Origin of the sequence: Variovorax frigidus (assembly GCF_051216515.1) — a bacterium.
Classification (GTDB): domain Bacteria; phylum Pseudomonadota; class Gammaproteobacteria; order Burkholderiales; family Burkholderiaceae_C; genus Variovorax.
Window position 1 is genome coordinate 626,890 of the sequence record NZ_JBPJZF010000003.1, and the last position, 24,223, is coordinate 651,112.

The following is a 24,223-nucleotide window of genomic DNA, read 5'->3' on the forward strand; positions in this document are numbered from 1 at the left end:
CGCGCATCCGGAGGCCCGCGTGGCATGACGCGGGTGCACAGACGAAGCGGTTGTTTGGATTCCACTTTTTATTCGTTGGGGAAAGTGGCCGCGGCCCCTAGATTGGTGGTCATGGTCACCCAGAAGGCCGCCCACCCAGCCAGGAGCTTCGCTTTCATCATGTCCACCGATACCACCGACGTCGCCGCCTTGCCCGAGGCCCTCGAACGCGCACAGGCCGAGGCCGCCGCGCAGAACCTGCCCTATGCGGGCGGTGTCGCGCCCGTCGATGCCTGGCAGCTCGTGCAGGACGGCGCGGCCGTGCTGGTCGACGTGCGTTCCGGCGAGGAACGCACCTTCGTCGGCCAGGTGCCCGACAGCCTGCACGTGCCATGGGCGACCGGCACCGCGCTCACGCGCAACCCGCGCTTCGTGCGCGAACTCGAGGCCAAGCTCGCCAAGCAGGGTGGCAAGGACGCGACGGTGCTGCTGCTGTGCCGCAGCGGCAAGCGCTCCGCCCTGGCGGCCGAAGCGGCAGCCAAGGCCGGCTTCGCGCGCGTGTTCAACGTGCGCGAAGGCTTCGAGGGCGAGATCGATGCGCAACAGCACCGTGGCACGGCCGACGGCTGGCGTTTTCACAAGCTGCCGTGGACGCAAGGCTGACGCCCTCAACGACAGAAGCACGAAAGAGAAGGAAACGAATGGCCCGGTTCGACATCGGCGGCATCGCCGGCGCGCTGCATGCGGCGCGCGACGAGTGGCGCGAGGCGCAGAAGCGCTCGCGTGAGCCCGGCGGGCGCGAGTTCCCGTCGCGCGACGCGCTCACGCAGATCCTGCGTTCGCTGCAAGGCGTGCTGTTCCCGATGCGCCTGGGGCCGGTCGACCTGCGCCAGGACAGCGAGGACATCTACGTCGCCTACACGCTCGACGCGGCGCTGCATGCGCTGCACGGCCAGGCGCTGCTCGAACTCAACGACCGGGCCCGCCGCACGGGCGAGCCGACGGCCGACGTCGAGGCGCGCGCCACGGCGGCCGTGCGGGCCTTCGGCGCCGCGCTGCCCGACATCCGGCGGCTGCTCGACACCGACGTGCTCGCGGCCTACCAGGGCGACCCCGCGGCGCACAGCGTCGACGAGGTGCTGCTGTGCTATCCGGGCGTGCTGGCCATGCTCCACCACCGGCTCGCGCACCGGCTCTACACGCTCGACCTGCCGCTGCTGGCGCGCATCGTGGCCGAGCTGGCCCATGGCCAGACCGGCATCGACATCCACCCGGGCGCGCAGATCGGCCCGAGCTTCTTCATCGACCACGGCACGGGTGTCGTGATCGGCGAGACGGCCGTGATCGGCCAGCGCGTGCGTGTCTACCAGGCCGTCACGCTGGGCGCCAAGCGCTTCCCGACCGATGCCGAAGGCAAGCTGCAGAAGGGCCTGCCGCGCCATCCGCGGGTCGAAGACGACGTGGTGATCTACGCGGGCGCGACCATCCTCGGGCGCGTGACGCTGGGCAAGGGCGCGACCATCGGCGGCAACGTCTGGATCACCGACGACGTGCCCGCGGGCGCCAGCGTGACGCAGGCGGGACTGCTCAACGCCAGGCCCGTGAAATGAGCGCAGTGTCCGAGACCCGGCCGCTCTACGACCTGGTCGAGACCTTCGGCATCGCGGTGCGCCAGTTGCGCGAAGTGCGCGGCTGGTCGCAGGAGCAGCTGGCCGAGCGCTCCAACCTCAACCGCTCCTACGTGGGCGAGGTCGAGCGCGGTCGGGTGATCGCCTCGATCCTCACCGCGCAGAAACTGGCGGGCGCACTCGACATCAACATCGCGAGCCTGCTCTCGCGCTGCGAACAGCTGGAGCAGCAGCGCACCGTGCGCCGCATCAACTTGGCGGCTATAGCCTGTTGAGGCGAGCCCCCGGTCGCGCTGAAACTCCGAAGCGATTTCCCTTCCTTCATCGATCACCGGAGTCCTTATGACCGCAACAGTGGGTGGAACCACCGCCCTTGGCGACAATGCCGCACGCCAGCTCGCCAATGCCACCAAGAGCGTTCCCCAGCTCGAGACCATCAGCCCGCGCTGGCTCACCCACCTGTTGCAGTGGGTGCCCGTCGAGGCCGGCACCTACCGCCTCAACAAGGTCAAGAACCCCGAGTCGATCAAGGTGGTCTGCACCTCGCGTGAAGACGAAAACCAGTTGCCGCGCACCTGGGTCGACTACGAAGAGCATCCGCGCGAGTACAACCTGAACGCCGTGAGCACCGTGCTCGACGTGCACACCCGCATCTCGGACCTGTACAGCAGCCCGCACGACCAGATCAAGGAGCAACTGCGCCTCACGATCGAGACGATCAAGGAGAACCAGGAAAGCGAGCTGATCAACAACCCCGACTACGGCCTGCTGGCCCAGGTGACGGACGAACAGCGCATCTTCCCGCTGACCGGCGCGCCCACGCCCGACGACCTCGACGAGCTGCTGACCAAGGTCTGGAAGGAGCCGGCTTTCTTCCTCACGCACCCGCTGGCCATCGCCGCCTTCGGCCGCGAAGCCACCCGCCGCGGCACGCCGCCGCCGACCGTGAGCCTGTTCGGCTCGCAGTTCATCACCTGGCGCGGCATTCCGCTGATCCCGTCGAACAAGGTGCCGGTGGCCGACGGCAAGAGCAAGATCCTGCTGCTGCGCGTGGGCGACAAGCGCCAGGGCGTGGTCGGCCTGTTCCAGCCCGGCCTGACCGGTGAACAGAGTCCGGGCCTGTCGGTGCGCTTCATGGGCATCAACAACCACGCGATCGCGTCGTACCTGATCTCGCTGTACTGCTCGGTCGCGGTGCTGACCACCGACGCGCTGGCCGTGCTCGACGACGTCGAGATCGGCAAGTACCACGACTATCCCGACACCTACAAGTAAGGCGCGCCGTGAGCACGTCACTTTCTCCAGCGGGCCTGTCGTCGCTGCCGCAACTTCCGCAGCAACCCGAGGCGCCCTTCGATCCGGCGGTATTGGCGCGCATGGCGAGCCAGCTCTTCGCGGCGCTGCCGGGTCAGGCGACACCGCTCGGCGTGCAGGCGCCGTCTCAGCTCGCGCCCGCGGGTTCGCCGCTGGTGAGCCCGGCCGGCTTCGGCCCCAGCGTGCCGGGCACGCCGATCCCGCAGGGGCAGGTGCCGGGCACCAACCTGATCCCGGGCTCGCCCACGCAGCTGCCGTCGCTGGCCCACCGCGCGCCCTCGCTGTTGCCGCACGCAGTGGCCGGCAACGGCGCGCCGGACGCTTTCCACAGCGCCTTGCCCGCCTACGAGCCACGGCTCGGCAGCGCGGTGCTGGGCGTGCCTGAAGGCCATGGAGCGCACGCGTCCACGCCGGCACTGGGCAGTGCGCAGCCGTCCGCGGGCGCATCGCCGTTCTACTTCCTGAACGGCAGCCATGGCCATCCGTCGGCCGGCGCAGTGCCCGCTGCGTCACCGCCTCTGCAGGCCTTGCCTCCTCTCCCGCTCGCGGGAGAGGGCTGGGGTGAGGGCCTGCAAACGAACCGGGATGTGGGGTCACCCCTCACCCCTGCCCTCTCCCCGGAGGGGCGAGGGAGCAGCAGCCAAGCGCAGGCGCCGCAGTACTACTTCGTCGATTCGGTGCGCCTGACCAGCGGCTACGTCACGCCGGCCAAGCCCGCGCCGCATGGCGACGTGCCGGCGGTCGCACAAGGCCAGCGCCAGCCCTTCGACGTGCATGCGGTGCGGCGCGACTTCCCGATCCTGCAGGAGCGTGTCAACGGCAAGCAGCTGGTGTGGTTCGACAACGCCGCCACCACCCACAAGCCGCAATCGGTCATCGACCGCATCGCGTACTTCTACGCGCACGAGAACTCGAACATCCATCGCGCCGCGCATGAACTGGCCGCACGCGCCACCGACGCCTACGAAGGCGCGCGCGAGCGTGTTCGCAAGTTCATCAACGCGCCCGAAGTCGAAGAAGTGATCTTCGTGCGCGGCACCACCGAGGCGATCAACCTGGTCGCCAAGAGCTGGGGCGCGCAGCACGTGGGCGAGGGCGACGAGATCATCGTCTCGAACCTCGAGCACCACGCCAACATCGTGCCCTGGCAGCAACTCGCCGCCGCCAAGGGCGCGAAGCTGCGCGTAATTCCTGTGGACGACTCGGGGCAGGTGCTGCTCGACGAATACCGCAAGCTGCTCAACGACCGCACCAAGATCGTGGCCGTCACGCAGGTCTCGAACGCGCTGGGCACGGTCGTGCCGGTGAAGGAGATCGTCGCACTCGCGCACCGGGCCGGCGCGAAGGCGCTGGTCGACGGCGCGCAGTCGGTCTCGCACATGCGGGTCGACGTGCAGGACCTGGGCGCCGACTTCTTCGTGTTTTCCGGCCACAAGGTGTTCGGGCCCACCGGCATCGGCGTGGTCTGGGGCAAGCGCGAGGTGCTCGAGGACATGCCCCCGTGGCAGGGCGGCGGCAACATGATCGCCGACGTGACCTTCGAGAAGACGGTGTTCCAGCCGATCCCGAACAAGTTCGAAGCCGGCACCGGCAACATCGCCGACGCCGTGGGCCTGGGCGCTGCCATCGACTACGTGAACAAGGTCGGCATCGAGAACATCGCGCGCTACGAGCACGAGCTGCTGGTCTACGGCATGGCGCGGCTGCGCACCATCCCCGGCGTGCGGCTGATCGGCACCGCGGACGAAAAGGCCAGCGTGATGTCCTTCGTGCTCGACGGCTACAGCACCGAGGACGTGGGCCATGCGCTCAACGACGAGGGCATCGCGGTGCGCACCGGCCACCACTGCGCGCAGCCGATCCTGCGGCGCTTCAGCGTCGAGACCACCGTGCGGCCCTCGCTGGCCTTCTACAACACCTTCGACGAGATCGATCGTCTGGTGGCGGTGGTGCGCAGGCTCGCAGGGCAGCGCCGCGCGGGTTGAAAGCCTGCCTGCATGGCGTCGCGAGACACCATGCAGGTAGACGTTTTCAGCATGCGCATATCGGATTTGCGTCGTTGGATGTCGAGCATCGGCTTCGTACAGTCGAGACAGATTCAACCTACGGAGACCGAATGTCGATCCTTCGCAAATGGTGGCACGCCGCCACGCTCGCCACCCTGACCTTCACCGCGGCGGCCCCGGCCGCCTTCGCGCAGGCCTCGACCGATGGCAGTGGGCCGCTGGTGTCCACCGAATGGCTCGACAAGAACATCAAGAATCCGAAGCTGCGCGTGATCGAGGTCAGCGTGAATCCGGGCCTCTATGAGCGCGGCCATGTGCCGGGCGCGGTCAACTTCTCCTGGCACGCCGACCTCAACGACCGCGTGCGTCGCGACATCGTGAGCCAGGCCGATTTCGAGAAGCTGCTGTCGACTGCGGGCGTCGACAACGACAGCACCGTGGTGCTCTACGGCGACAACAACAACTGGTTCGCGGCCTGGGGCGCCTGGGTGTTCGAGCAGTACGGCGTGCGCAACGTCAAGCTGCTCGACGGCGGCCGCAAGAAGTGGGAAGCCGAAGGCCGCGTGCTCGAGAACCGCGCACCGGACATCGTGGCCACCCGCTACAAGGTCACGCGCCAACGGCCCGAACTGCGTGCACGCCTTGTCGACGTGCTGGGCGTGGCCGAAGGCAGGACCGACGCCAGGTTGGTCGACATCCGCTCGGCCGACGAATACACCGGCAAGATCTTCGCGCCGCCGGGCGCCGCCGAACTCGCGGTGCGCGCCGGCCACATCCCGGGCGCCGCCAACGTGCCCTGGGGCCGCGCGGTCAACGAGGACGGCACCTTCAAGTCGGCAGCTGAACTGAAAGCGCTCTATGCCTCCGTCGGCATCGACGGCACCAAGCCCGTCATCACCTACTGCCGCATCGGCGAACGCTCGAGCCATACCTGGTTCGCGCTGACCAAGATCCTGGGCTACCAGAACGTGCGCAACTACGACGGTTCCTGGACCGAGTACGGCAACGCCGTGGGCGTGCCGGTGAGCAACCCCAGCGGCACGGTCTGGGCTTCCAAGTAGGCACCGTATTTCTTTGGGTGGGGACAACACGTTGTCTCCTCGTCGTGTGGTAACGACGTTCGGGCGGACCTGGGGGTCCGCCCTTTTTTCGTGAGGAGTGGGTTCGATGACGACGACGACAACGCAGATTCCGGCGTCCGATGGACCGGCCGCCGGCCGTGTGGGCTGGATCGCCGCCGCCTTGGTCGTGCTGCTGACCGCGGTCGGCGTGCACGCGCTGGGCGAACGCAGCGGCGGCCGTGCGCTGGCCTTTGCCGCCGGCCTGGGCGCACTGCTGGGTGTGGTGCTGCAGCGCTCGCGCTTCTGCTTCTACTGCCACGCGCGCGACTACTTCGAGCGCGGCGATGCGCGCGGCCTGCTGGCCATCGTCGCGGCGCTGGCGGTCGGCACGCTGGGGATGCATGTGGTCATGACCGGCTGGCTGCCCGTGCCCATGCCGGGGCGCCTGCCGCCCGATGCCCACATCGGCCCGGTGAGCTGGGCGCTGGTGCTGGCCGGCCTGGCTTTCGGCCTGGGCATGGTGGTGTCGGGCTCGTGCATCAGCGCGCACTGGTACCGGCTGGGCGAGGGCTCGCCCACTGCGCCCTTCGCGCTGATCGGCTCGGCCGCCGGCTTCGTGCTGGGCTTCAACACCTGGAACGCGCTCTACAGCGCAACCATCGCGACCGCGCCCGTGGTCTGGTTGCCGCACCACCTGGGCTATGCCGGATCGGCCGCCGTGCAACTGGGCCTGCTGGCCGGGTTCGCCGCGCTGCTCTGGCGCCGGCTCCCGCCCGAGGGGGCGCCATTGCCGCGTGCCGCCAGCTTCGGCGCCGCCTTGCGCCGGGCCTTTGTCGGTCGCTGGCCCGCGGTGTGGGGCGGTGTCGCGGTCGGCGCCCTCGCGGTGGTCGTGGTGCTGCGCCTGCGGCCCCTTGGCGTGACCGCGGCGCTGGGCAGTGCCGCACGCACGGTCGGCGAACACCAGGGCCTGGTGCCCGCGCGGCTCGAAGGGCTCGACACCTTCGGCGGCTGCGTGACGGCCGTGCTCGCGTATTTCTGGCAGACGCCCAACGCCTTGCTCATTGCGGGCATCGTGGCGGGCGCGCTGGCCGCTGCGCTGGCCAGCGGCCAGTTCACGCCGCGGCTGCCCAGCCTGCGCCAGGCCGTGCGCGGCCTGGGCGGCGGCGTGCTGCTGGGCTGGGGGGCGATGACCGGCCTGGGTTGCACCGTGGGCAATCTGCTCTCCGGCACGATGGCCGGGGCGTTGTCAGGATGGGTCTTCGGTGCGGCGGTGCTGCTCGCGGTGTGGGCCGGACTGCGCCTGCGCTGGAGCCTTTGACGGCGCGTGTGTGGGGTCTGCGCGCAACGAGGTTCCTCATGCGCAATCGGTCTTTGGCTTTCGCATCGGCCCTCGCAGAATCGCGTCCGGCGAAGGCCATTGAAAAAATGAGAAATGCGATGACACAGCAGCCCCCTGTTTCCCCGGTCGACCAGGCGCGACGCGTGATCGGCGTGACGCGCCAGGCGTGGCGCGTGGCACCGCTGTCCGTGCATGCCGCGGCCCGGCGTGCGCCGCATGGCTACGTGCCCTTGCGTGCGCTACGGCGGGTTCAGATTGCAGCAACCCGTCGCCCGCCGACAGCCCCCGCGCTGGCGCACTCCTGGTAAGGCGGTGACCTCGGCCCCGGTGCCAGGCAAGCGTCGAGCGGGCCGGTGTCGGGCGTTGTCCGACGCGGCTTCCCTTCCTCCTCCGGCCTGGTGCGCGGGCGGCCCGCGGCACTGTCTCCGATCTAACGGAGAGCCCCATGCAAGACGACTCGTACATCCGCGGCCCGGCAGACGCCACCCGCATCGATCTCGATGAAGAGCACGAGCTTCGCTATTGGACCCAGCTGCTCGGCGTGTCCGAAACGAAGCTTCGTGCAGCGGTCATGTTCGCGGGCGTGATGACAGGGGACGTGCGTGCCTATCTGGGGCTTCCGAGGCGCTGATTCGACGCAATATCGGGGCTTGCGCTTCGCTTGTCCTGCCGGAGAAGGGGTGACCGCCTGGAGTTTGGAACGCATGAACGCCAGGCCGGATCCGCTGCGGGGCTCGCCTGCATGCGCGCAGCGCAGAACCCGGTGCGAGATGCGCGTGGATCCGGCGCCGACTGCGTGCCGCATCCGGCCCGCCTGCCTGCGACGCGGCGGCGCGGTGTCCCACTCGTTTCAATGCGCCCGCACCAGAGAGTCGTTGCATGACCGATCCACGCAATGTCGCGCACGACAAAAAAGTGCAGCAGGAAAAGAAACACCACGGCGAAGAAATCGCACCCGGCGCGGAGCACGCACCGCAGCCGGGCAAGAAGCCCGCGCTCAAGCATGATGCCAAGGAGGACGACGCGACCGAGGGTCCCAACGACACCTGATCGCCGAGCCGCGTCAACCGTTCCTCTGCCGGCGCAGACGGATGGGGCCGCCCGCCGATTGCGCGTCCACCGTGCTCGCTCCGCGCGTGGCGCGCAGCAGTCCGTCTGCCGCCAACGCAGCGGCGACCCGTCGGACTTCGGGCATCAGGGCACGCCAGGCCACCTCGTCCGATGTCAGCATGCGTGCCACGTCCGAGGGGCAGATCGACGCAGACGCCGGTCGGGCGTCGAGCAATGTCCAGATCGCGTCGATGATCTTCTGGTCCGTCATGCGAATGGCAGAAAAGGAAGAGAGCTTGTGCCGCGCGCCACGGTTCTGCTGAAGGCCTGTTGCGCCGTCAGTGGCCCACGCTGGCGCGCTTCACCTCGTAGGCCTTGAGGTTGACGTAAGCGATCTGCAGCACCGATGGCGTGGCTTCCTGTCCCGGTGCCTTGCGCCGCAACAGGTCGCCGATGATGTGGTCGGCTTCCACCGCCGCGCCGCGCGCCATGTCCTTGTACATCGAGGCCGTGATCGGCGAGCCAGGCATCGTGAGAAAGGCGCGGCCGCGCTGCACGGCCGGGGCGCGGGGCGCGAAGCCGTTGTGGGCGGCGATGGCGCTGCACTCGTCGAAGATCGACAGGGACACGGCTTCACCACCGGCGGCCACGATCTCGCCGAAGGACGCGCGCAACAGCGTCGTGACGCCCGCGGCCGAGGCGATGAAGACCCATTTCTCCCACATCTCCTGCAGGATGTTCTCGCTGGCGTTGCTGCCGAAGTTCGCGCCCGCGAACTGGGCTGCGATGGCGTCGACGCGGGCCGAGCGGCCGCCCGCGCGCTCGCCGTAGTCGAGGTCGTGGGTGTCGTTGAGGTGCAGCACCCGGCCCTCGTCGTCGAGCGTGGCGGAGATCAGGCACAGCCCGCCCAGCACGCGGTCTTCGCCGAAGCGCTCAGCCAGTGCGTCGATGTGCTGCATGCCATTGAGCAGCGGCAGGATCACGGTGTTCGGTCCGACCGCGGGTGCGAACGAGTCCATGGTCGAGGCGAGGTCGTAGGCCTTGCTGCCCACCAGGATCACGTCGTAGGGACCGTCGATGCCGTCGGCCAGCACATGCCTGGGCGCGGGCCACTGCAGGTTGCCCCGCGGGCTCTGGATCACCAGCCCGGTCTTGGCGAGCTGCGCCACGCGCCGAGGTCGCAGCAGGAAGGTGACGTCACGCCCCGCCTCCAGCAATCGACCGCCGAAATAACCACCGAGTGCACCGGCACCCACCACGAGGAATCTCATCTTTATCACTCCCGAGTCAGACAGAAAAAGATCGACGGCGATGCTGCCGCGATCACCCGGGGGCGTACTCTACGCCGAGCCTCGCTCGCCTGGAGGGTGGCGTGAAAAAGGTTTGAGGTCGATGCCGCCGGCGCGGCCCAGCACCTGGTCGGCGATCGCATCGCCCACGCCGGCCGAGTGCTTGAAGCCGTGGCCCGAGCAGGCCGAGGCGATCAGCACGCCCGGCGCGTCGTCGAGCGCATCGATCACGAAATGGCGGTCGGGCGTCACGGTGTACATGCAGGCGCGCGCCTTGAGCAGGCGGCCGTCGATCTGCGGGAAGCGGCCGGCGACACGGCTCGCGTACATGGCGGCGCCTTCTTCGGCACCGACCTCGCGCTGCAAGGCGTCGGGCGAAGTCGTGCGCGCGTACTGCTCGGTCGCGACCTTGAGCGCGGGCTGCGAAGGGTCGGACGACGGAAAGCCGTACATGTAGTCCTCCTGCGCATCGCCGAACATCCAGATGAAGATCGGCAGCTTGCCCGGCACGAAGTCGGGTGCGGCGGTGCCGGTGTCGAACCAGTACATCACCTGCCGGTAGACGGCGAAGTCGGCATGCCAGTCGGCGCGCGCCTGCCGGCCCAGAAACTCCGGCAGCCACGGGCCCGCGGCGATCACCACGCGGTCGGCGGTGAAGCGCGCGCCGGCGGTCTGCACCGCGGTGGTGTCGCCGTTGCCCAGCGGCTCGACGGCTTGCACACGCTCGCCGGTGCGCAGCGTGGCGCCGAGGCCGCGCGCGGCTTCGAGCTGTGCCCCGATGGCCTGTTCGGGCCGCACGAAGCCGGCTTCGGGTTCGAAGTAGCCGAACTCGTCGCCCTGCAGCGCGAACTGCGGGTAGCGCGCGCGGATGCCCGCGGCGTCGAGCACCTCGTGGCGGATGTCGAAGCGCGTGGCGCAGTCGATGGTGCGGCGCACGAAGTCGGGCTTGCCGTGGTGCGCGGCGATGCGGTCGCGCGGTGCGAGGATCAGGCCGCCGGTCTGCTCGAAGATCGCGCGGCCGGTGCTGGCCTCGAGCTCGCGCCAGATGGCGTGCGAGCGCCGCACCAGTGGCACATAGGCATCGCCTTCGCCGATGGCCAGCCGCGTGATGCGCGACTCGCCATGCGACGAGCCCTGGTCGTGCGGCGGCGCGTACTGGTCGATGCCCAGCACGCGCGCGCCGCGCAAGGCGAGCTGGTAGAGCGTGGCCGCGCCGATGGCGCCGAGGCCGACGACGATGACGTCGTAGTGGCTGCCGCCCGGGCTCCTTGCGCTGCTCACAGGATCGGCAGGTTCAGGAACGCATCCTTCACCTCGATCGGTTTCGGGATCAGCTTCTGCTGCGCGAACACGTCAGCCAGGCCTTGCTGCTCGCGTGCGATCTCTGGCGTGAGCGCCACCACGCCGTACTGCCGGCGTTCGGTCGCCAGGGCCAGCACCTTGGGCTCGACCTTGAGCTGTGGCGCCAGTGTGTCCACCACCTGCTTGGGATTCGCCTGCGCCCAGGTGTTGGCCTTGCGCAGTTCGGCGAACACGGTCTTGAGCGTTTCCTGGTTGGCGCGTGCGTAGCCGGGCTGCGCGAAGTGGTAGGTGCGGTTGCCGCTCAGGCCGGTGCCGTCGAACAGCAGGCGCGAATCGGTCGCGATCTGCGCGCCGGCCAGGAACGGATCCCACAGGCCGATGGCCGCCACGCTGCCCGACTGGTAGGCCGCCACGGTGTCGGACGCGGTGAGGATGTAGACCGGCTCGATGTCCTCGTAGCTCAGGCCCGCGGCCTGCAGCGCCTTGATCAGCACGTACTGCGTGTTGTAGCCGCGACCCGTCACCACCCGCTTGCCCTTGAGGTCGCGCACCGTGCGGATCGGCGAATCCTTGGGCACAAGGAAGCCGACGCCGCCGGGGTAGGGGCTCTCGGCCGCGAGGTAGACCAGGCCCTTGCCGCTGGCCTGCTGGAAGACGCCGATGCCGTCGGAGGCATGGCCGAAATCGATCGCGTTGGCCGACAGCGCTTCCGCCAATTGGCTGCCGCCCAGGAACTCGCGCCACTCGACCTGGATGCCGGCGGGCGCCAGCGCGGTCTCGAGCTGGCCCGTGCCCTTGAGGATGTTGAGCGTGTTGAATTTCTGGTAGCCGATGCGGATCACCTTGGCGGGTGCCTGAGCGAACAGCGGGCCGGCCGCGATGGCGGCGGCGGCCCCGGCGCCGGCTTGCAGGAAGGCACGGCGGCGCGGCGAGGAGATCGATTGCATGAGAGGGTCCTGATGCGCCGCGAGGGCGCCGTTTAGCGAAAAGGGGGGCCAGCGTAGGCCGCCCCCGATCGTTGCGCCACGACGGATTTCTCATTTGCTCATGCCCCAACTGTGGGGGCATATGCAAGCAAGAAACGCTTCGTTGCGGCGCCGCCGGCGGCTGCCTAGAGTCGCGTTTTTCCCATCACGGACGGAGGACGCATGAAGCGCCAACAATTCATCCTCGGCGGCCTCGCGCTGCTCGGCACGCTGGCCTTCCCGGCCGGCGCCTTGGCCGACAAGCTCGACGACATCCGCAAGGCCGGTGTACTGCGTGTGGCGGCCTTCGACGGCAACCCGCCCTTCGGCTACATCGATGCCACGACCAAGAAGCAGGTCGGCCACGACATCGACCTGGCCAACGAATTCGCCAACAGCCTGGGCGTGAAGATCGAGTTCGTGCCGACCAATCCGGCCAACCGCATCCCGCTGCTGACCTCGGGCAAGGTCGACGTGGTGTTCGCCAGCTTCACCATCACCGACGAACGCGCCAAGGTGGTGGACTTCACCACGCCGTACTTCCTGGTCGGCCAGCAGTTCCTTGCGAAGAAGGGCGTGCTCACCGACGCGGCCCAGCTCAAGGACCTGCGCATCGGCACCGAGAAGGGCACGACGATGGAGACCAACCTGCGCACCAACTACCCCGATGCCAAGGTCGTGCTTTACGACGATTCACCCTTCGCGCTGGCCGCGCTGCGCAACGGCAACGTGCAGGCCATCACCAACGACGGCGTGAAGCTCACGGCGCAGTGGGGCCAGTTGCCCGACAAGGAAAAGTACGAGATCCCGGCGATCACGGTGTCGAAGGAATACCTGGGCGCGGCCGTGCCCAAGGGCGAGACGCGCCTGCTCGAATCGCTCAACAGCTGGCTCACCGAGATCGAGAAGAACGGCCGCGCCGTGGCCATCTACAACGCCTGGTTCGGCCCCGAGAGCAAGGCGCCACTGCCGCGCCTGCTGAAGATCGGCGAGCAACGCGTCGCTTCGCGCTGAACCGGATGAGTGCAGCCGTCATCGAGGGCGACGTCGCCGAAGTCAGGGCGCGCGCGGTCGCACGCACGATGACCGTGGTGCAGGCCTGGGTCGGCGCCGACGTCGATCCGCCGGCCCCGGTGCTCGCGCGGGTCGGCGCCTTGCTGTCCCGACTGGCCGCGGACCCCGCGCTGTTCCCCGACGCGCATTTCCCCGCACCCGCCGAGGCCGCAGGGGAAACGCTTTATCTGCTGGCCGAATCGGCCGACCGCACGCATGCGCTCTATCTCTGGCGGCCGGCGCCGGGCTTTCGCACGGTGCCGCACGACCACTCGACCTGGGCGGTGGTGGCCGGCATCGAGGGCGAAGAGCCCAACGTGCTCTGGCGCCGCACCGACGGCGGCGAAGGGCCCGGCAACGCCAAGCTCGAACGCACGGGTGCGAAGCGCATCGGGCCGGGCGCGCACATCGCCTTCGGGCCGCACGACATCCACAGCGTGGCGATCGAGGGCGAGCGTGCGATCAAGCACCTGCACCTCTACGGCCGCAGCCTGACGGACCTGCCCGAGCGGCTGGACTTCGACACCGCCTCGGGACGTTGCGTCACGCAGCCGGCGCAGCCGCAGGTGCTGCGCCCGGTCGTGGACCCGGCAGCCGACGCGTTCTCGTGAACGCGTGGGTGGACGCGTTCGCGAACGCGCGCGAACAACTGCTCGCGCCCAAATACCTGGGCTGGCTGCTCGACGGCTGGCGCATGACCATCGGCGCGTCGCTGCTGGTGATCGTCGCCTCCACCGCGCTGGGCCTGGTCTTCGCGGCCGCGCGCGGCAGCCCGCGGCCCGGCCTGCGCCGCGCCACCGCGGTCTACGTCTCGCTGTTTCGCAACACGCCGCTGCTGGTGCAGCTCTTCTTCTGGTATTTCGGTGCGCCCGCGCTCTTGCCCGAAGCGGCGCGCGAGTGGCTCAACGCCGGGCACGCTGTGAGCGTGGCCGGTGTGCGCCTGCACTGGCCGTCCTTCGAATTCCTCACCGCGATCGTCGGGCTGGTGCTCTACGCCACGGCCTATGTGGGCGAAGAGATCCGCGCCGGCATCCGCGGCGTGCCGGTCGCGCAGGTGCATGCGGGCATGGCGATGGGCTTCAGCGCCGCGCAGGTGCAGCGCCATGTGGTGCTGCCTCAGGCGGTGCGCATCGCGCTGGCGCCGCTGTTCGGGCAGTACATGAACATCGTGAAGAACACCTCGCTGACGATGGCCGTCGGTCTGGTCGAGCTGTCGTACACCTCGCGCCAGGTCGAGGCCGACACCTTCAAGACCTTCCAGGCCTTCGGCTTCGCGACGCTGTTCTACATCGTGACGATCGCGCTGCTCGAATGGACGAGCGCATGGGCGGTGCGGCGCACGAGGGTGAAGACATGAGCGGTGCCATCGCAACCCTGGTCGACAACCTGCCGTACCTGCTCTGGGGCGCCTGGCCCGACGGGCCGCTGGGCGGCGCGGCGCTGACCGTGCTGCTGAGCGCGGGCTCGGCCGTGGCGTCCGCCGTGCTGGGGCTGGTCTTCGGCGTGGCCCTGGCCATGAGCCGCGGCGCCGCGCATCGCCTGCTGGTCACGGTGCTGGGCTTCTTCCGCGCGATGCCGGTGCTGATGCTGGTCTTCTGGACCTACTTCCTGCTGCCGATCGCGCTGGGCATCGATGTGCCGGGCGTGCTGTCGGTGATGTGCGCGCTCTCGCTGGTCGGCGGCGCCTACCTGTCGCACGCGGTGCATGCCGGCATCCGCGGCGTGCCCGTGGGGCAGTGGAATGCGGCGCTGTCGCTGGGCATGGGGCGCTGGCGCGCGCTGCGCCACATCGTGCTGCCGCAGGCGTTGCGCATGATGCTGCCGTCGTTCATCAACCAGTGGGTCACGCTGGTCAAGGACAGTTCGCTGGCCTACATCGTCGGCGTGGGCGAACTCTCGTTCGTCGCGACGCAGGTGAACGCGCGCACCATGGTCTATCCGGCCGAGCTGTTCATGCTCGTGGGCGCGATCTACTGGCTGCTGTGCACCGCACTCGAGCGCGGCGTGTGGGCGCTGGTGCCGCGCGATCCGCAGCGCGGCGCCTGACGCCGTCGCGGTGTCAGAGCACCTGCTGCACCAGCTGCGGGAACACCTTCGACACCTTCTGCAGCAGGTAGTCGCCGTAGCGGCCGTGGAAGGCGTGCACGTTGGCCTGGTCCCAGCGGGTGGCGCTGTCGTCGACCAACGCGGGCACGGGCAGGCCGTCGATCTTCTGCACGCGCGCCTCGAAGTTGGGGTCGAAGAACAGCGGGAAGGACAGCCGGTCGCGCCCCGAGGTGTTGCGCACCACGCGGTGCGGCGTGGAACGGTAGAGCCCGCCCGTCATGTGGTCGAGCATGTCGCCGATGTTGATCACGAAGGCGTCGGGCACGGGCTTCGCGTCGATCCAGCCTTGGGCGGTGCGCACCTGCAGGCCGCCGATGTCGTCCTGGCGCAGCACGGTGAGCAGCCCGTAGTCGGTGTGCTCGCCCACGCCCCATTCGACGTTGGAGCCCTCGGGGATCGGCTGCGTGGGGTAGTTGAACAGGCGGAACAGGACCAGCGGGTCGGCGGTGTAGCGCGCATGGAAGTAGTCGGCCTCCAGCCCCAGGCTCAGCGCGATGCCTTCCATGAGCTTGTGGCCCAACTGCGTGACGGCTGCCATGTAGTCGAGCAGCGTCTGCCTGAAGCCTTCGAGCTCGGGGAACAGGTTGCGTCCGTGCACCGGCAGGCGCGCTTGCACGCGCGGATCGTCCTCGCCCAGTTCGCTGCCCAGGTACAGCCCTTCCTTCCAGTCGGGGCGGCCCGAGGTCAGCTCGCCGCCCAGCGGAAAGTAGCCGCGCCAGGCCGCGCCGCCCAGTTCCATGCGCCAGCGCAGCTTGGTCGCCTCGTCGAGCGCGAAGAAGGTGCGGCTCAGCGTTTCGAGGCGCTGCGTGAGGACCGGGTCGATGCCGTGCCCGACCACGTAGAAGAAACCGTGCGCGCGGCAGGCCTCGCCGATCTGCGCAGCGGCGGTGCTGCGTTCCGGCGTGCCGGCGACGAGGGCGGAGACGTCGATGAGGGGAAGGGACGAGGGACGAGTGGTCATACGAAGCCTTGAGAAAAAGCGGCCATCACTGGCTTGGTCCAGGAATACCGCGGAACCGGCTTTGCCGGGCCGCTGGTATTGCCCCCTGCAAGGGGGTTGGCGAAGCGACACGAAGTGCGCGAAGACTGGGGGAGAGCCCAGTGATACCGCGGAACCGGCTTTGCCGGGCCGCTGGTATTGCCCCCGGTAGGGGGTTGGCGAAGCGACACGCAGTGCGCGGAGCCTGGGGGGGAGTCACTTGAACGGCGAACGGATGTCGGACAGAAATTGCGCGGCGCGCGGGTGCTGCGGGCGGTTGAAGAAGTCGTCGGGCGTGGCGCGTTCGAGCACGCGGCCTTCGTCCATGAACAGCACGCGGTCGGCCACCTCGCGCGCGAAGCCCATCTCGTGCGTGACGCAGACCATGGTCATGCCCTCGCGCGCCAGGTCGCGCATCACGATCAGCACCTCGCCGACCATCTCGGGGTCGAGCGCGCTGGTGGGTTCGTCGAACAGCATCAGCGGCGGTTCCATGGCCAGCGCGCGCGCGATCGCCACGCGCTGCTGCTGGCCGCCCGAGAGTTCGCTGGGCCAGGCCTGCGCCTTGTTCGCCAGGCCGACCTTTTCGAGCAGTGCGAGCGCGCGTTCCTGCGCCGCGGCCGCGCTCAGGCCCAGCAGGTGCGAGGGCGCGAGCGTGCAGTTCTGCAAGACCGTGAGGTGCGGGAACAGGTTGAACTGCTGGAACACGAAGCCGATGCGCGAGCGGAAGGCGTTGACGTCGGTGCCGCTCGCATGGATGTCCTTGCCGTCGACCACGATGCGGCCCGACTGGATCGGCTCGAGCCGGTTGAGCGTGCGGATCAGCGTCGACTTGCCCGAGCCCGAGGGGCCGCAGACCACCACCACCTCGCCTTGCGGGATGGTCTCGGTGACGTCGACCAGCGCGTGGTAGCTGCCGTACCACTTGTTTACTTGCTGCAGTTCGATCATGCGGAGATTTTCGTTGTCTTCTTCGAAGCCAGGGCGGGTGTGCGGCGGGTCTGGCGCCGTTCGAGCCAGTAGGCGAAGCGCGAGAGGCCGAAGCACAGGATGAAGTAGGTCAGGCCCAGGATGCCGTAGACCTCGGCCGGTCGGGTGAAGACCTGCGTATTGATCTGCGTGGCGATGAAGGACACCTCGGCCAGCCCGATGATGTAGCCCAGCGAGGTCTCCTTGATGGTCGAGACGAACTGGTTCACCAGCGAGGGCAGCATGCTGCGCAGCGCCTGCGGCAGCACCACCAGGCGCATCGCGCGGACGTAGCCCAGGCCGAGTGCGCGCGCGCATTCCATCTGGCCCTTGGGCAGGCTCAGGATGCCGGCGCGCACGATCTCGGCCAGGTAGACCGCGTCGAACACCACCAGCGCGATCAGCATGGTGGTGAACTGGTCGGTCTTGACGCCGGTGACGCTGGGCAGGAAGAAGTAGGCCCAGAAGATCACCATCAGCAGCGGGATGCCGCGGACCACGAAGACCAGCGCCGTGACCGGCCAGCGCAGCCAGTGGTAGGGGCTCACGCGCGCCAGCCCGAAGACGATGCCCAGCGGCAGCGCCAGCACCAGGCCCAGCGCCGCCAGGATCACGGTGAGCGCGAGGCCGCCCAGCGGCCCGTTGGGGTACTGGCCGACCAGGAAGTAAAGCCAGTACGTATCGATGAGTTCGATCATGTGGTGCGCACCGGGAAGCGATGGTGGTACCAGGCCGCCAGGCCGGTGATGCCCAGCGAGACCGACAGGTAGGCGAGGGTGGCGAAGGCGAAGGACTCGGAGCTGCGGAAGGTTTCGCTCTCGACCTGGCCGGCCTGGTACATCAGCTCGGCCACGCCGATCACGGTGGCGATCGAGGTGTTCTTCCAGAGGTTGAGGGTCTGCGAGATCAGCGGCGGCACGGTCACGCGCAGCGCCTGCGGCAGGATCACGCGGCGCATGGTCGCGAGAAAGCCGAAGCCCAGGGCGCGGCCGGCCTCCATCTGCACCGTCGGGATCGCGCGGATGCCGCTGCGGATGTCCTCGGCCATGAAGGCCGCGGTGTAGAGCGACAGCGCGATCACCGCGCTGATGGCCTCGATCGGCCCGGCATAGAGCTTTTCGCGGAGGCCGTCGGGCAGCAGTTCGGGCGCGCCGAAATACCAGAACAGCATGTGGGCGATCAGCGGCACGTTGCGGATCGCCTCGACGTAGGCGAAGCCGATCGCACGCAGCCACGCGACCGGCGACAGCCGCAGCAGCGCGACCACCAGCGCGATGGGCAGCGCGCACAGCAACGCAGCCGCCATCAGCTGCAGCGAGAGCAGCAGGCCGGCGACGAGCATGTCGTGGTACTTGCCGGTGAGCAGCAAGGAATAGTCGAACAGGGGCATGAGAAAGCGACGGTAGCACCGTCGCGAGGGTGTTGGCTCCCTTCCCCGTTGGGGGAGGGTTGGGGTGGGGGCACGGCGGCGACCAACGCGTCACGGCCTGCTGCATGTGCAGAGGCCGCGAGCCCCCATCCCTGCCTTCCCCCGGAAGGGGAAGGAGAAACACCACTCAGTCGATCTTGTCGCTGTCGAGCTTGAAATCGCGCGTCTGGAAGCCCGAGGCCGTCTTCGGGCCGTACCACTTGAAGAAGATCTTCTGGGCTTCGCCCGAGGTCTCGAGTTCGCGCAGCGCGCTGTCGACCACGGCCTTGAGGCCGGTCTCGCCCTTCTTGATGCCGATGGCCAGCGCCTCGGTGCTCAGGTTCTGCTTGAGCACCACGTACTGCGCCTGCTGCGCGCCGAGCTTGGCGTAGCTGCGCAGCAACGCGGCCTCGTCGTCGACATAGCCGACGCCCTTGCCCTGCTGCAGCGCCTGGAAGGCCTGCTGGCTGGTGTCGAAGGTCACGACCTCGACGTTCGGCACGGCCTTGCGGATGTTGGGTTCCTGCGTGCCGCCGCGAATGGTCAGCACCTTCTTGCCCGCGAGTTGCGGCACCTCGGTGATGCCGCTGCTCTTCTTCACGATCGCCTTCTGGCCGGTCACGAAGGTGGTGAGCGAGAAGTCGATCTGCGCCTCGCGCTCCTTGTTGTGCGTGAGACCGGCGGCGACCAGGTCGACGTGACCCTGTTGCAGTTCCGGAATGCGCGCGGCCACGGCGATCTGCTTGAGCACGGTCTTCACGCCGATCTTCTTGGCGATGGCGTTGGCCAGGTCGACTTCGTAGCCGACGATCTGCCGGGTCTTGGGGTCGATGAAGGTGGCCGGTTCGTCGGTGCCGAGCACGCCGACGACGAGTTCGCCCTTCTTCTGGATGTCGGCCAGCTGGTCGGCATGGGCCAGGCCGGCCCACCCGAAGGTGGCGGCGACGAGGGAGGCGGCGAGGGTGGCGATGGGCCGGATGCGCATTTTCTTGTTCTCCGTGAAGGCGGTTCGGGGTTCGACCGGCGACGCGCCGGCCTCACGTCCGGCCGCGAGACTAAACAGGTCGGCCAGGTTTGGGAACAACCGTTTCGGCATATTCAAATTCCACGTGCCCAGCCGGGAAGAGCGGCTGCCGCGGTGTGGCAGCAATATGTAGCATTCTGTAAACTCGTCGCCTACTCTACGCCGCCGGGTGGCCTGAGCGGCGCCCTTTGTCATGAACCTCCGTGTGTCCCCTCCAGCGCTCGTCGCGCCCGTCGATACCGAGGTCCTGTCGCGCATGGTGCGGACCGACCAGCTGGTGACGGTTCGGCGCAGCGTGCTGGCCGTCATCCCGATCAACATCGCGTTGAGTCTGGTGGTCATGCTGGTGGCGTTCAATTCGGACCGCGCGATCGGCGGCCTGGGGTGGCTGCTGCTGTCGCTCCTGGTGAACGCGGCGCGCATCTTCGTCTGCCGCCTGCCTTTCGCGCCGTCGCCCGGCGTCACGCCCGAACGCGGGGTCGCGGTTTCGGCGGATGCGAAGCCGGTCGAGTGGCACCTTCGGCTGGCCGCCTGCTGCGCCGCGGCCTCGGGCGGGGTCTGGGCGCTGATTCCGCTGCTGTGCGACGGCTACACCTCGCCGCAGACCCTGTTCTACCTGACCGTGGTGTGCGGCATTTGTGCCGGCGCGGCCACCTATGGCATCGCGTACGCGGCGGTGCCGATCAGCTTCGTCATCCCGCCGCTGCTGTCGGTCATGGGGTGCCTGGTGTACGCGGGCGGCTTCGACCCGCTGAGCCTGGCGGCGATGGTGCTGCTGTACCTGGGGGCGCTGGTGCGCGGCTCGCTGCTGAGTCAGAGGGCTTTCCGGGCCGGCAGTCGATTGAAGAACGAGGCGACGGCGATGGCCTCGCAGTTGCGCGAGGCACACAAGCACCTGCAGGCTTCGGCGCAGGAACTGACGCGCCGCGCCTCGTACGACGCGCTCACGGGACTGCTCAACCGCGAAGGATTCATGCAGGCCGCGCTGCCCTTCATCGCCGCCCGGCCCGGCCGCGCGCATTGCCTGCTGCTGCTCGATCTCGACGGCTTCAAGGCGGTCAACGATGCCTTCGGCCACAAGGCGGGCGACCGCGTGCTGCGGGACGTGGCCGATTGGCTGCAGCGCGAGCTGTGGTCGTTGAACGCGATTCTCAGCCGCTGGGGCGGCGATGAATTCGCGGTGCTCTATTGCCCACGGGGCGATGCCGAAGCGCCCACCGCAGTGGCCGAGGCGCTGATCGCTGCGATCCCTTTCGCCACCGCGCACTACGGCGGCCACCTGGGCGTGAGCATCGGCATCGCGGTGGCCGACGGCACGGGCACCGTGGACATCGCCGAGGCCCTTGACCTGGCGGACGAGGCGCTCTACGAGGCCAAGCGTGCCGGGCGCAACCGCTACCAGGTCGTGGACGAAGCGCTGAACCTGCGATTGGCCACGCGCCGCGATGTCGAGCGCGATCTGCTCGAGGCGATCGAAACCCGTGCGATCGGCGTCTGGTACCAGCCGATCGTGACCAGCGAGGGCGGGCAGATCCACAGCCTCGAGGCGCTGCTGCGCTGGAACCATCCGCGGCACGGCAGTGTGGCGCCCGAGCGCGTGGTCTTTGCCGCGGCCAGCACCGGCGTCGCCGAGCAGCTGCTGCGCCACATCCTCAACGAAGTCTGTCTGGCGATGCACCAGCTGGAGGCCGAAGGCTCGGCGCTGGCCCAGGTGCCGATCGCGATGAACGTCTCGCCGCGCGAGATGGGCCAGTTGGCGGTCGACGAGATCGTGCTCGGCATGCTGCAGGTGCACGGCATCGCGCCGAGCCGGCTGCACATCGAGATCACCGAGGAGGTCGCGCTCGACACCCACGCGACCCGCGCCCGGCTGGCCGCGCTCTCGGCCGCCGGCGTGACGATCGTGGTCGACGATTTCGGTGTCGGCTATTCCTCGCTGGCCTCGCTGCGCAGCGAGTACGTCGGCCAGGTCAAGATCGACCGCAGCTTCGTCTCGGGCCTGTCGGCCTCGCCCGGCAACACGGTGCTGGTCAACTCGATCGTGCAGCTCGGGCATTCGCTGAACATCCAGGTCGTCGCCGAGGGCGTGGAAACGCATGAAGAACTCAGCGCCCTGCGGGCACTGGGCTGCACCTTGGCGCAGGGCTACCACTTCGCCCGGCCCGCCCCCTTGCCCGAGATCGCCGAATGGGCGCTTCAGCGGCAAGCACTGGCTTAGCGCGCCGGTCGTCGCCAGGGCCCGCACACCGAAACGTGCTTGTGGGCGTCTTGACATGGCTGTGACGGATATCACGCTTGCCGGCGTTTTCTGAGGTGCCCGTTGTCGCTGGGTGAGGACGGCTTGCCGCCGTCGAAGCCACGCACCAGAGGGGAGGCGAGCCATTGACAGTCGGGCGCCGTCATAAACAGTCATGAATGGTCATCAAAGACCCATGACGCCCCTCGTGCAGGCCATAAGAATGACTTGCCGAATCGTCTTCGACGGAGGCAGTCCCGTGTGCGCTTCGTGAGCTTCCCGCCCGCCGCCCACGGGCTGCGCCGCCGGGCCGATGGGCTGGCTCCTCCCAACGTTGACTGCACGCATGATCCCCACCCGTTTCTCACAGATGACCGGCACTGCAGCCGGTGCGCCCGCTTGTCCCGAGGTGATCCGGCATGCGCCGCGGCTGAGCGGCGCAGGGGCATGAAGTCGATGTCCGCCCGACCCGAATTCCCCAAGACTGCCTGTGCAGGGGTGCTCGCGCGCGACGAAACCCTGCGTCGTCGCTGCTGCGCAATGGTGGAAGACGCAGGCTACGAGGTGATCCCCTTCGCCAGCGTCGACGACCTCGTTTCGGCCTGCCTGGCCAGCGCCAAGCGCTTCGACCTGCTCGTGATGGCCTTCCCCGGCGACGTGTCCCGGGTGGTCCTCGGCCTGGAGCGGGTCTGCCGGACGATTTCCAACTCGGTGGCGGGCCTGTTGATTCTGGAAGAGCGGCAGATCGACGCGGTGCACCAGGTCCGCTGGGTGCTGCCGCGCGACTTCATCCTCGCGCCCTTCGACGACGAGGAGTTCCGGCTGCGCCTGCGGCGTTGCGGTCCGTCGGAGGGAGCGACGGGCCTTGCAGCGTCACCGACGCAGAGCGCGCTGCGCCAAGGCGCTTGAGGGACAACGCCGCCTGACCTGTGCAGCGGCCCCGTCATGCAGCGGACACTCGCGAGCGCCAGACTCGCAGCCTTCACCATCCAGCCCGCCGGGGGCCATCTCCGACGAGGCATCACCAAAGGACCGGCGCATGCACGAGGGCGAGCGACTCAACACCTTCACCCACGGGGTCGGCCTGCTGCTGGCGCTGGCCGCGGCGGTGGTGCTGGTGAGCGAGGCCGCCGCGTCGGACGACGCCTGGCGGGTGGCGAGCTTCAGCGTGTTCGCCGCGGCGATGGTGGCGCTCTATGCCGCGTCGACGCTGTTCCACGGCACGCGCGGCCGCGCCAAGGCGGCCTGGGCCCGCGCCGACCATTGCGCGATCTACCTGATGATCGCCGGCACCTACACGCCGCTGGCGCTGGTCGCATTGCGCGGCGTCTGGGGCTGGAGCCTGTTCGCCGCGGTCTGGGCCGCGGCGCTGTACGGCGTGGCGCGCGAGCTGCTGCCGACGCGCGAGCGGCCCCCCGCGGTCGCGCTCTACGTGCTGATGGGCTGGGTCGGCATCGCGGCGGTGCTGCCCATCGTCGAGCGCTTTCCCGCCGCCGGCCTGCCATGGCTGCTGGCCGGTGCCTTGCTCTACACCGGCGGCGTGGTCTTCTACGCGCGCGACGGCCGCTGGCGCCATGCGCACGGCGTCTGGCACCTGTTCGTGCTGGGCGGCAGCGCGAGTCACTGCATCGCGCTGCGTTCCCTGCTGGCCTAGGGCCTGTTAACGCTATTTCCGCGATCCCCGGAAATAGCGTTAACAGGCCCTAGCAGGCTCAGAGGCCGGCCAGCCGGCGCCTGTTCATGCAGGACTTCTTTCGAGCGTCACGAAGCTGAAGGGCAGGCCGGTGCTCGACACATGCGTTTCGCGTGCGGTCTCGCGCCAGCCCGTGCCCAGCGAGGGCGCGTGGGCATCGCCCTCGAAGTCGCGTGCGATCTCGGTCACCACCGCGCGCTGCGCCAGCGCCGCGGCCTCCGCATAGATCTGCGCGCCGCCGATCACCCACACCTCGGCCGTGCCAGCGCACAGCGCGACCGCCTCGGGCAGACCGGCCGCGCGCTCGGCGCCCGCTGCCTGCCAATCGGCCCGGCGCGTCAACACGATGTTGCGCCGGCCCGGCAAGGGGCGGAATTTCGGCGGCAGCGAGTCCCAGGTCTTGCGGCCCATCAGGACCGGGCAACCGGCCGTCATGCGCTTGAAGTGCGCCATGTCCTCCGGCAGGTGCCAGGGCAGGGTGTTGTCCTTGCCGATCACGCCGTTGGCGGCGCGTGCATAGATCAGGTTGAGGCGCATGGGGTGTTGGAAGCTGTCTGGCGGTCGCCCGAGCCCGGGCATCCGGGTCAGGAGTGAAGCGCAAGAGGGTGGGCAGGTGGTGGCGGAGTGCCTGATTATCTCCATGCCGGCCGGACGGGGGCTTTCGATGCCGACCTTGCAATTCGAAATGGCCTGAAGAAGAGGATTAGGATTTACAGGGGTTTAGTAAGTTCTTATTAGGCTTGGCTGCAGAGATCATTGACTGCAGAGGAATAAAAAGGTTGCGCCGCCTTTTCCGTGAAAGACATCGGTCCCGACTCCGAT

Annotated in this window: 27 protein-coding genes; 17 read left to right on the forward strand and 10 right to left on the reverse strand. The window is 68.7% G+C overall.

Features of this window, described 5'->3' with window-relative positions; all coding sequences use genetic code 11:
• Positions 1-159: 159 nt before the first annotated feature.
• The 10 genes from ACSFBC_RS12300 (at position 160) to ACSFBC_RS12345 (ending at position 8,377) form a co-directional block, all read left to right on the forward strand.
• The gene (locus tag ACSFBC_RS12300) at positions 160-642 is read left to right on the forward strand and encodes a rhodanese-like domain-containing protein (RefSeq protein WP_435510602.1); all 483 of its coding nucleotides are present in this window, start codon (positions 160-162) and stop codon (positions 640-642) included.
• 38 nt (positions 643-680) lie between these two features.
• A complete protein-coding gene (gene epsC, locus ACSFBC_RS12305) occupies positions 681-1,589 on the forward strand; it encodes a serine O-acetyltransferase EpsC (protein WP_435510603.1) in 909 nt (302 codons plus the stop codon).
• A complete protein-coding gene (locus tag ACSFBC_RS12310; RefSeq protein WP_435510604.1) occupies positions 1,586-1,882 on the forward strand; it encodes a helix-turn-helix domain-containing protein in 297 nt (98 codons plus the stop codon). The genes epsC and ACSFBC_RS12310 overlap by 4 nt, the downstream gene beginning before the upstream one ends.
• A gap of 67 nt (positions 1,883-1,949) precedes the next feature.
• A complete protein-coding gene (locus ACSFBC_RS12315; RefSeq protein WP_435510605.1) occupies positions 1,950-2,882 on the forward strand; it encodes a family 2A encapsulin nanocompartment shell protein in 933 nt (310 codons plus the stop codon).
• 101 nt (positions 2,883-2,983) lie between these two features.
• A complete protein-coding gene (locus ACSFBC_RS12320; RefSeq protein ID WP_435510651.1) occupies positions 2,984-4,906 on the forward strand; it encodes a family 2A encapsulin nanocompartment cargo protein cysteine desulfurase in 1,923 nt (640 codons plus the stop codon).
• Positions 4,907-5,037: 131 nt separating this feature from the next.
• On the forward strand, positions 5,038-5,988 hold the full coding sequence (locus ACSFBC_RS12325; protein ID WP_435510606.1) for a sulfurtransferase: 951 nt from the start codon (positions 5,038-5,040) through the stop codon (positions 5,986-5,988).
• 97 nt (positions 5,989-6,085) lie between these two features.
• Positions 6,086-7,306 carry a YeeE/YedE family protein gene (locus ACSFBC_RS12330; protein WP_435510607.1) on the forward strand — a complete coding sequence of 407 codons (1,221 nt, stop codon included), beginning with the start codon at positions 6,086-6,088 and terminating at the stop codon, positions 7,304-7,306.
• A gap of 119 nt (positions 7,307-7,425) precedes the next feature.
• Positions 7,426-7,635 (forward strand): hypothetical protein, encoded by a 210-nt coding sequence (locus tag ACSFBC_RS12335; protein WP_435510608.1) that lies wholly within the window; start codon positions 7,426-7,428, stop codon positions 7,633-7,635.
• Between the two features lie 137 nt (positions 7,636-7,772).
• Positions 7,773-7,958, forward strand: coding sequence for a DUF3606 domain-containing protein (locus tag ACSFBC_RS12340; RefSeq protein WP_435510609.1), 186 nt, complete (start codon positions 7,773-7,775; stop codon positions 7,956-7,958).
• Between the two features lie 248 nt (positions 7,959-8,206).
• Complete coding sequence (locus ACSFBC_RS12345) at positions 8,207-8,377, forward strand: hypothetical protein (protein ID WP_435510610.1); 171 nt, start codon at positions 8,207-8,209, stop codon at positions 8,375-8,377.
• 13 nt (positions 8,378-8,390) lie between these two features.
• Here the strand turns inward: ACSFBC_RS12345 and ACSFBC_RS12350 are convergent, their stop codons facing one another.
• From ACSFBC_RS12350 to ACSFBC_RS12365, 4 genes are all read right to left on the reverse strand, one after another.
• The gene (locus ACSFBC_RS12350; RefSeq protein ID WP_435510611.1) at positions 8,391-8,648 is read right to left on the reverse strand and encodes a DUF3253 domain-containing protein; all 258 of its coding nucleotides are present in this window, start codon (positions 8,646-8,648) and stop codon (positions 8,391-8,393) included.
• A gap of 67 nt (positions 8,649-8,715) precedes the next feature.
• Complete coding sequence (panE, locus tag ACSFBC_RS12355; protein ID WP_435510612.1) at positions 8,716-9,648, reverse strand: 2-dehydropantoate 2-reductase; 933 nt, start codon at positions 9,646-9,648, stop codon at positions 8,716-8,718.
• Positions 9,649-9,717: 69 nt separating this feature from the next.
• Positions 9,718-10,947: an N-methyl-L-tryptophan oxidase gene (solA, locus tag ACSFBC_RS12360; protein ID WP_435510613.1), complete on the reverse strand. Its 1,230-nt coding sequence runs from the start codon at positions 10,945-10,947 to the stop codon at positions 9,718-9,720.
• Positions 10,944-11,915: an aliphatic sulfonate ABC transporter substrate-binding protein gene (locus ACSFBC_RS12365; protein WP_435510614.1), complete on the reverse strand. Its 972-nt coding sequence runs from the start codon at positions 11,913-11,915 to the stop codon at positions 10,944-10,946. The genes solA and ACSFBC_RS12365 overlap by 4 nt, the downstream gene beginning before the upstream one ends.
• Before the next feature lie 201 nt (positions 11,916-12,116).
• Between ACSFBC_RS12365 and ACSFBC_RS12370 the strand changes: the two genes are divergently transcribed.
• Genes ACSFBC_RS12370 through ACSFBC_RS12385 form a run of 4 tightly spaced genes read left to right on the forward strand, consistent with a single transcriptional unit; the run spans position 12,117 to position 15,032 of the window.
• On the forward strand, positions 12,117-12,947 hold the full coding sequence (locus ACSFBC_RS12370; protein WP_435510615.1) for a transporter substrate-binding domain-containing protein: 831 nt from the start codon (positions 12,117-12,119) through the stop codon (positions 12,945-12,947).
• Between the two features lie 5 nt (positions 12,948-12,952).
• A complete protein-coding gene (locus tag ACSFBC_RS12375) occupies positions 12,953-13,597 on the forward strand; it encodes a cysteine dioxygenase family protein (RefSeq protein WP_435510616.1) in 645 nt (214 codons plus the stop codon).
• A gap of 8 nt (positions 13,598-13,605) precedes the next feature.
• Positions 13,606-14,343 (forward strand): amino acid ABC transporter permease, encoded by a 738-nt coding sequence (locus ACSFBC_RS12380; RefSeq protein WP_435510617.1) that lies wholly within the window; start codon positions 13,606-13,608, stop codon positions 14,341-14,343.
• Complete coding sequence (locus ACSFBC_RS12385; RefSeq protein WP_435510618.1) at positions 14,340-15,032, forward strand: amino acid ABC transporter permease; 693 nt, start codon at positions 14,340-14,342, stop codon at positions 15,030-15,032. The genes ACSFBC_RS12380 and ACSFBC_RS12385 overlap by 4 nt, the downstream gene beginning before the upstream one ends.
• A gap of 13 nt (positions 15,033-15,045) precedes the next feature.
• Here ACSFBC_RS12385 and ACSFBC_RS12390 read toward each other — a convergent pair whose 3' ends face one another.
• The 5 genes from ACSFBC_RS12390 to ACSFBC_RS12410 all read right to left on the reverse strand — a co-directional run bounded on the left by ACSFBC_RS12390 (position 15,046) and on the right by ACSFBC_RS12410 (position 19,433).
• A complete protein-coding gene (locus ACSFBC_RS12390; RefSeq protein ID WP_435510619.1) occupies positions 15,046-16,053 on the reverse strand; it encodes an isopenicillin N synthase family dioxygenase in 1,008 nt (335 codons plus the stop codon).
• Between the two features lie 234 nt (positions 16,054-16,287).
• On the reverse strand, positions 16,288-17,022 hold the full coding sequence (locus tag ACSFBC_RS12395; protein ID WP_435510620.1) for an amino acid ABC transporter ATP-binding protein: 735 nt from the start codon (positions 17,020-17,022) through the stop codon (positions 16,288-16,290).
• Positions 17,019-17,738 (reverse strand): amino acid ABC transporter permease, encoded by a 720-nt coding sequence (locus ACSFBC_RS12400; protein WP_435510621.1) that lies wholly within the window; start codon positions 17,736-17,738, stop codon positions 17,019-17,021. The genes ACSFBC_RS12395 and ACSFBC_RS12400 overlap by 4 nt, the downstream gene beginning before the upstream one ends.
• Complete coding sequence (locus ACSFBC_RS12405) at positions 17,735-18,430, reverse strand: amino acid ABC transporter permease (RefSeq protein ID WP_435510622.1); 696 nt, start codon at positions 18,428-18,430, stop codon at positions 17,735-17,737. The genes ACSFBC_RS12400 and ACSFBC_RS12405 overlap by 4 nt, the downstream gene beginning before the upstream one ends.
• A 166-nt stretch (positions 18,431-18,596) precedes the next feature.
• On the reverse strand, positions 18,597-19,433 hold the full coding sequence (locus tag ACSFBC_RS12410; protein WP_435510623.1) for an ABC transporter substrate-binding protein: 837 nt from the start codon (positions 19,431-19,433) through the stop codon (positions 18,597-18,599).
• 232 nt (positions 19,434-19,665) lie between these two features.
• On the opposite strand from ACSFBC_RS12410, the gene ACSFBC_RS12415 reads away from it, so the two are divergent.
• The 3 genes from ACSFBC_RS12415 (at position 19,666) to trhA (ending at position 23,362) form a co-directional block, all read left to right on the forward strand.
• A complete protein-coding gene (locus ACSFBC_RS12415; RefSeq protein ID WP_435510624.1) occupies positions 19,666-21,690 on the forward strand; it encodes a putative bifunctional diguanylate cyclase/phosphodiesterase in 2,025 nt (674 codons plus the stop codon).
• A 465-nt stretch (positions 21,691-22,155) separates the two neighbouring features.
• A complete protein-coding gene (locus ACSFBC_RS12420; protein ID WP_435510625.1) occupies positions 22,156-22,617 on the forward strand; it encodes a hypothetical protein in 462 nt (153 codons plus the stop codon).
• 130 nt (positions 22,618-22,747) lie between these two features.
• Positions 22,748-23,362 (forward strand): PAQR family membrane homeostasis protein TrhA, encoded by a 615-nt coding sequence (gene trhA, locus ACSFBC_RS12425; RefSeq protein WP_435510626.1) that lies wholly within the window; start codon positions 22,748-22,750, stop codon positions 23,360-23,362.
• 84 nt (positions 23,363-23,446) lie between these two features.
• On the opposite strand, the gene ACSFBC_RS12430 is transcribed toward trhA, so the two are convergent.
• Entirely contained in the window at positions 23,447-23,938 is a 492-nt protein-coding gene (locus ACSFBC_RS12430; RefSeq protein ID WP_435510627.1) for a dihydrofolate reductase, read from the reverse strand.
• Positions 23,939-24,223: the final 285 nt, after the last annotated feature.

Coding starts and splice junctions, on each gene's coding strand:
- ACSFBC_RS12300 (WP_435510602.1), top strand. CDS start 160: ATGTCCACCGATACCACCGACGTCGCCGCCTTGCCCGAGGCCCTCGAA.
- epsC (WP_435510603.1), top strand. CDS start 681: ATGGCCCGGTTCGACATCGGCGGCATCGCCGGCGCGCTGCATGCGGCG.
- ACSFBC_RS12310 (WP_435510604.1), top strand. CDS start 1,586: ATGAGCGCAGTGTCCGAGACCCGGCCGCTCTACGACCTGGTCGAGACC.
- ACSFBC_RS12315 (WP_435510605.1), top strand. CDS start 1,950: ATGACCGCAACAGTGGGTGGAACCACCGCCCTTGGCGACAATGCCGCA.
- ACSFBC_RS12320 (WP_435510651.1), top strand. CDS start 2,984: ATGGCGAGCCAGCTCTTCGCGGCGCTGCCGGGTCAGGCGACACCGCTC.
- ACSFBC_RS12325 (WP_435510606.1), top strand. CDS start 5,038: ATGTCGATCCTTCGCAAATGGTGGCACGCCGCCACGCTCGCCACCCTG.
- ACSFBC_RS12335 (WP_435510608.1), top strand. CDS start 7,426: ATGACACAGCAGCCCCCTGTTTCCCCGGTCGACCAGGCGCGACGCGTG.
- ACSFBC_RS12340 (WP_435510609.1), top strand. CDS start 7,773: ATGCAAGACGACTCGTACATCCGCGGCCCGGCAGACGCCACCCGCATC.
- ACSFBC_RS12345 (WP_435510610.1), top strand. CDS start 8,207: ATGACCGATCCACGCAATGTCGCGCACGACAAAAAAGTGCAGCAGGAA.
- ACSFBC_RS12350 (WP_435510611.1), bottom strand. CDS start 8,648: ATGACGGACCAGAAGATCATCGACGCGATCTGGACATTGCTCGACGCC.
- panE (WP_435510612.1), bottom strand. CDS start 9,648: ATGAGATTCCTCGTGGTGGGTGCCGGTGCACTCGGTGGTTATTTCGGC.
- ACSFBC_RS12365 (WP_435510614.1), bottom strand. CDS start 11,915: ATGCAATCGATCTCCTCGCCGCGCCGCCGTGCCTTCCTGCAAGCCGGC.
- ACSFBC_RS12370 (WP_435510615.1), top strand. CDS start 12,117: ATGAAGCGCCAACAATTCATCCTCGGCGGCCTCGCGCTGCTCGGCACG.
- ACSFBC_RS12375 (WP_435510616.1), top strand. CDS start 12,953: ATGAGTGCAGCCGTCATCGAGGGCGACGTCGCCGAAGTCAGGGCGCGC.
- ACSFBC_RS12385 (WP_435510618.1), top strand. CDS start 14,340: ATGAGCGGTGCCATCGCAACCCTGGTCGACAACCTGCCGTACCTGCTC.
- ACSFBC_RS12390 (WP_435510619.1), bottom strand. CDS start 16,053: ATGACCACTCGTCCCTCGTCCCTTCCCCTCATCGACGTCTCCGCCCTC.
- ACSFBC_RS12395 (WP_435510620.1), bottom strand. CDS start 17,022: ATGATCGAACTGCAGCAAGTAAACAAGTGGTACGGCAGCTACCACGCG.
- ACSFBC_RS12400 (WP_435510621.1), bottom strand. CDS start 17,738: ATGATCGAACTCATCGATACGTACTGGCTTTACTTCCTGGTCGGCCAG.
- ACSFBC_RS12405 (WP_435510622.1), bottom strand. CDS start 18,430: ATGCCCCTGTTCGACTATTCCTTGCTGCTCACCGGCAAGTACCACGAC.
- ACSFBC_RS12410 (WP_435510623.1), bottom strand. CDS start 19,433: ATGCGCATCCGGCCCATCGCCACCCTCGCCGCCTCCCTCGTCGCCGCC.
- ACSFBC_RS12415 (WP_435510624.1), top strand. CDS start 19,666: ATGAACCTCCGTGTGTCCCCTCCAGCGCTCGTCGCGCCCGTCGATACC.
- ACSFBC_RS12420 (WP_435510625.1), top strand. CDS start 22,156: ATGAAGTCGATGTCCGCCCGACCCGAATTCCCCAAGACTGCCTGTGCA.
- trhA (WP_435510626.1), top strand. CDS start 22,748: ATGCACGAGGGCGAGCGACTCAACACCTTCACCCACGGGGTCGGCCTG.
- ACSFBC_RS12430 (WP_435510627.1), bottom strand. CDS start 23,938: ATGCGCCTCAACCTGATCTATGCACGCGCCGCCAACGGCGTGATCGGC.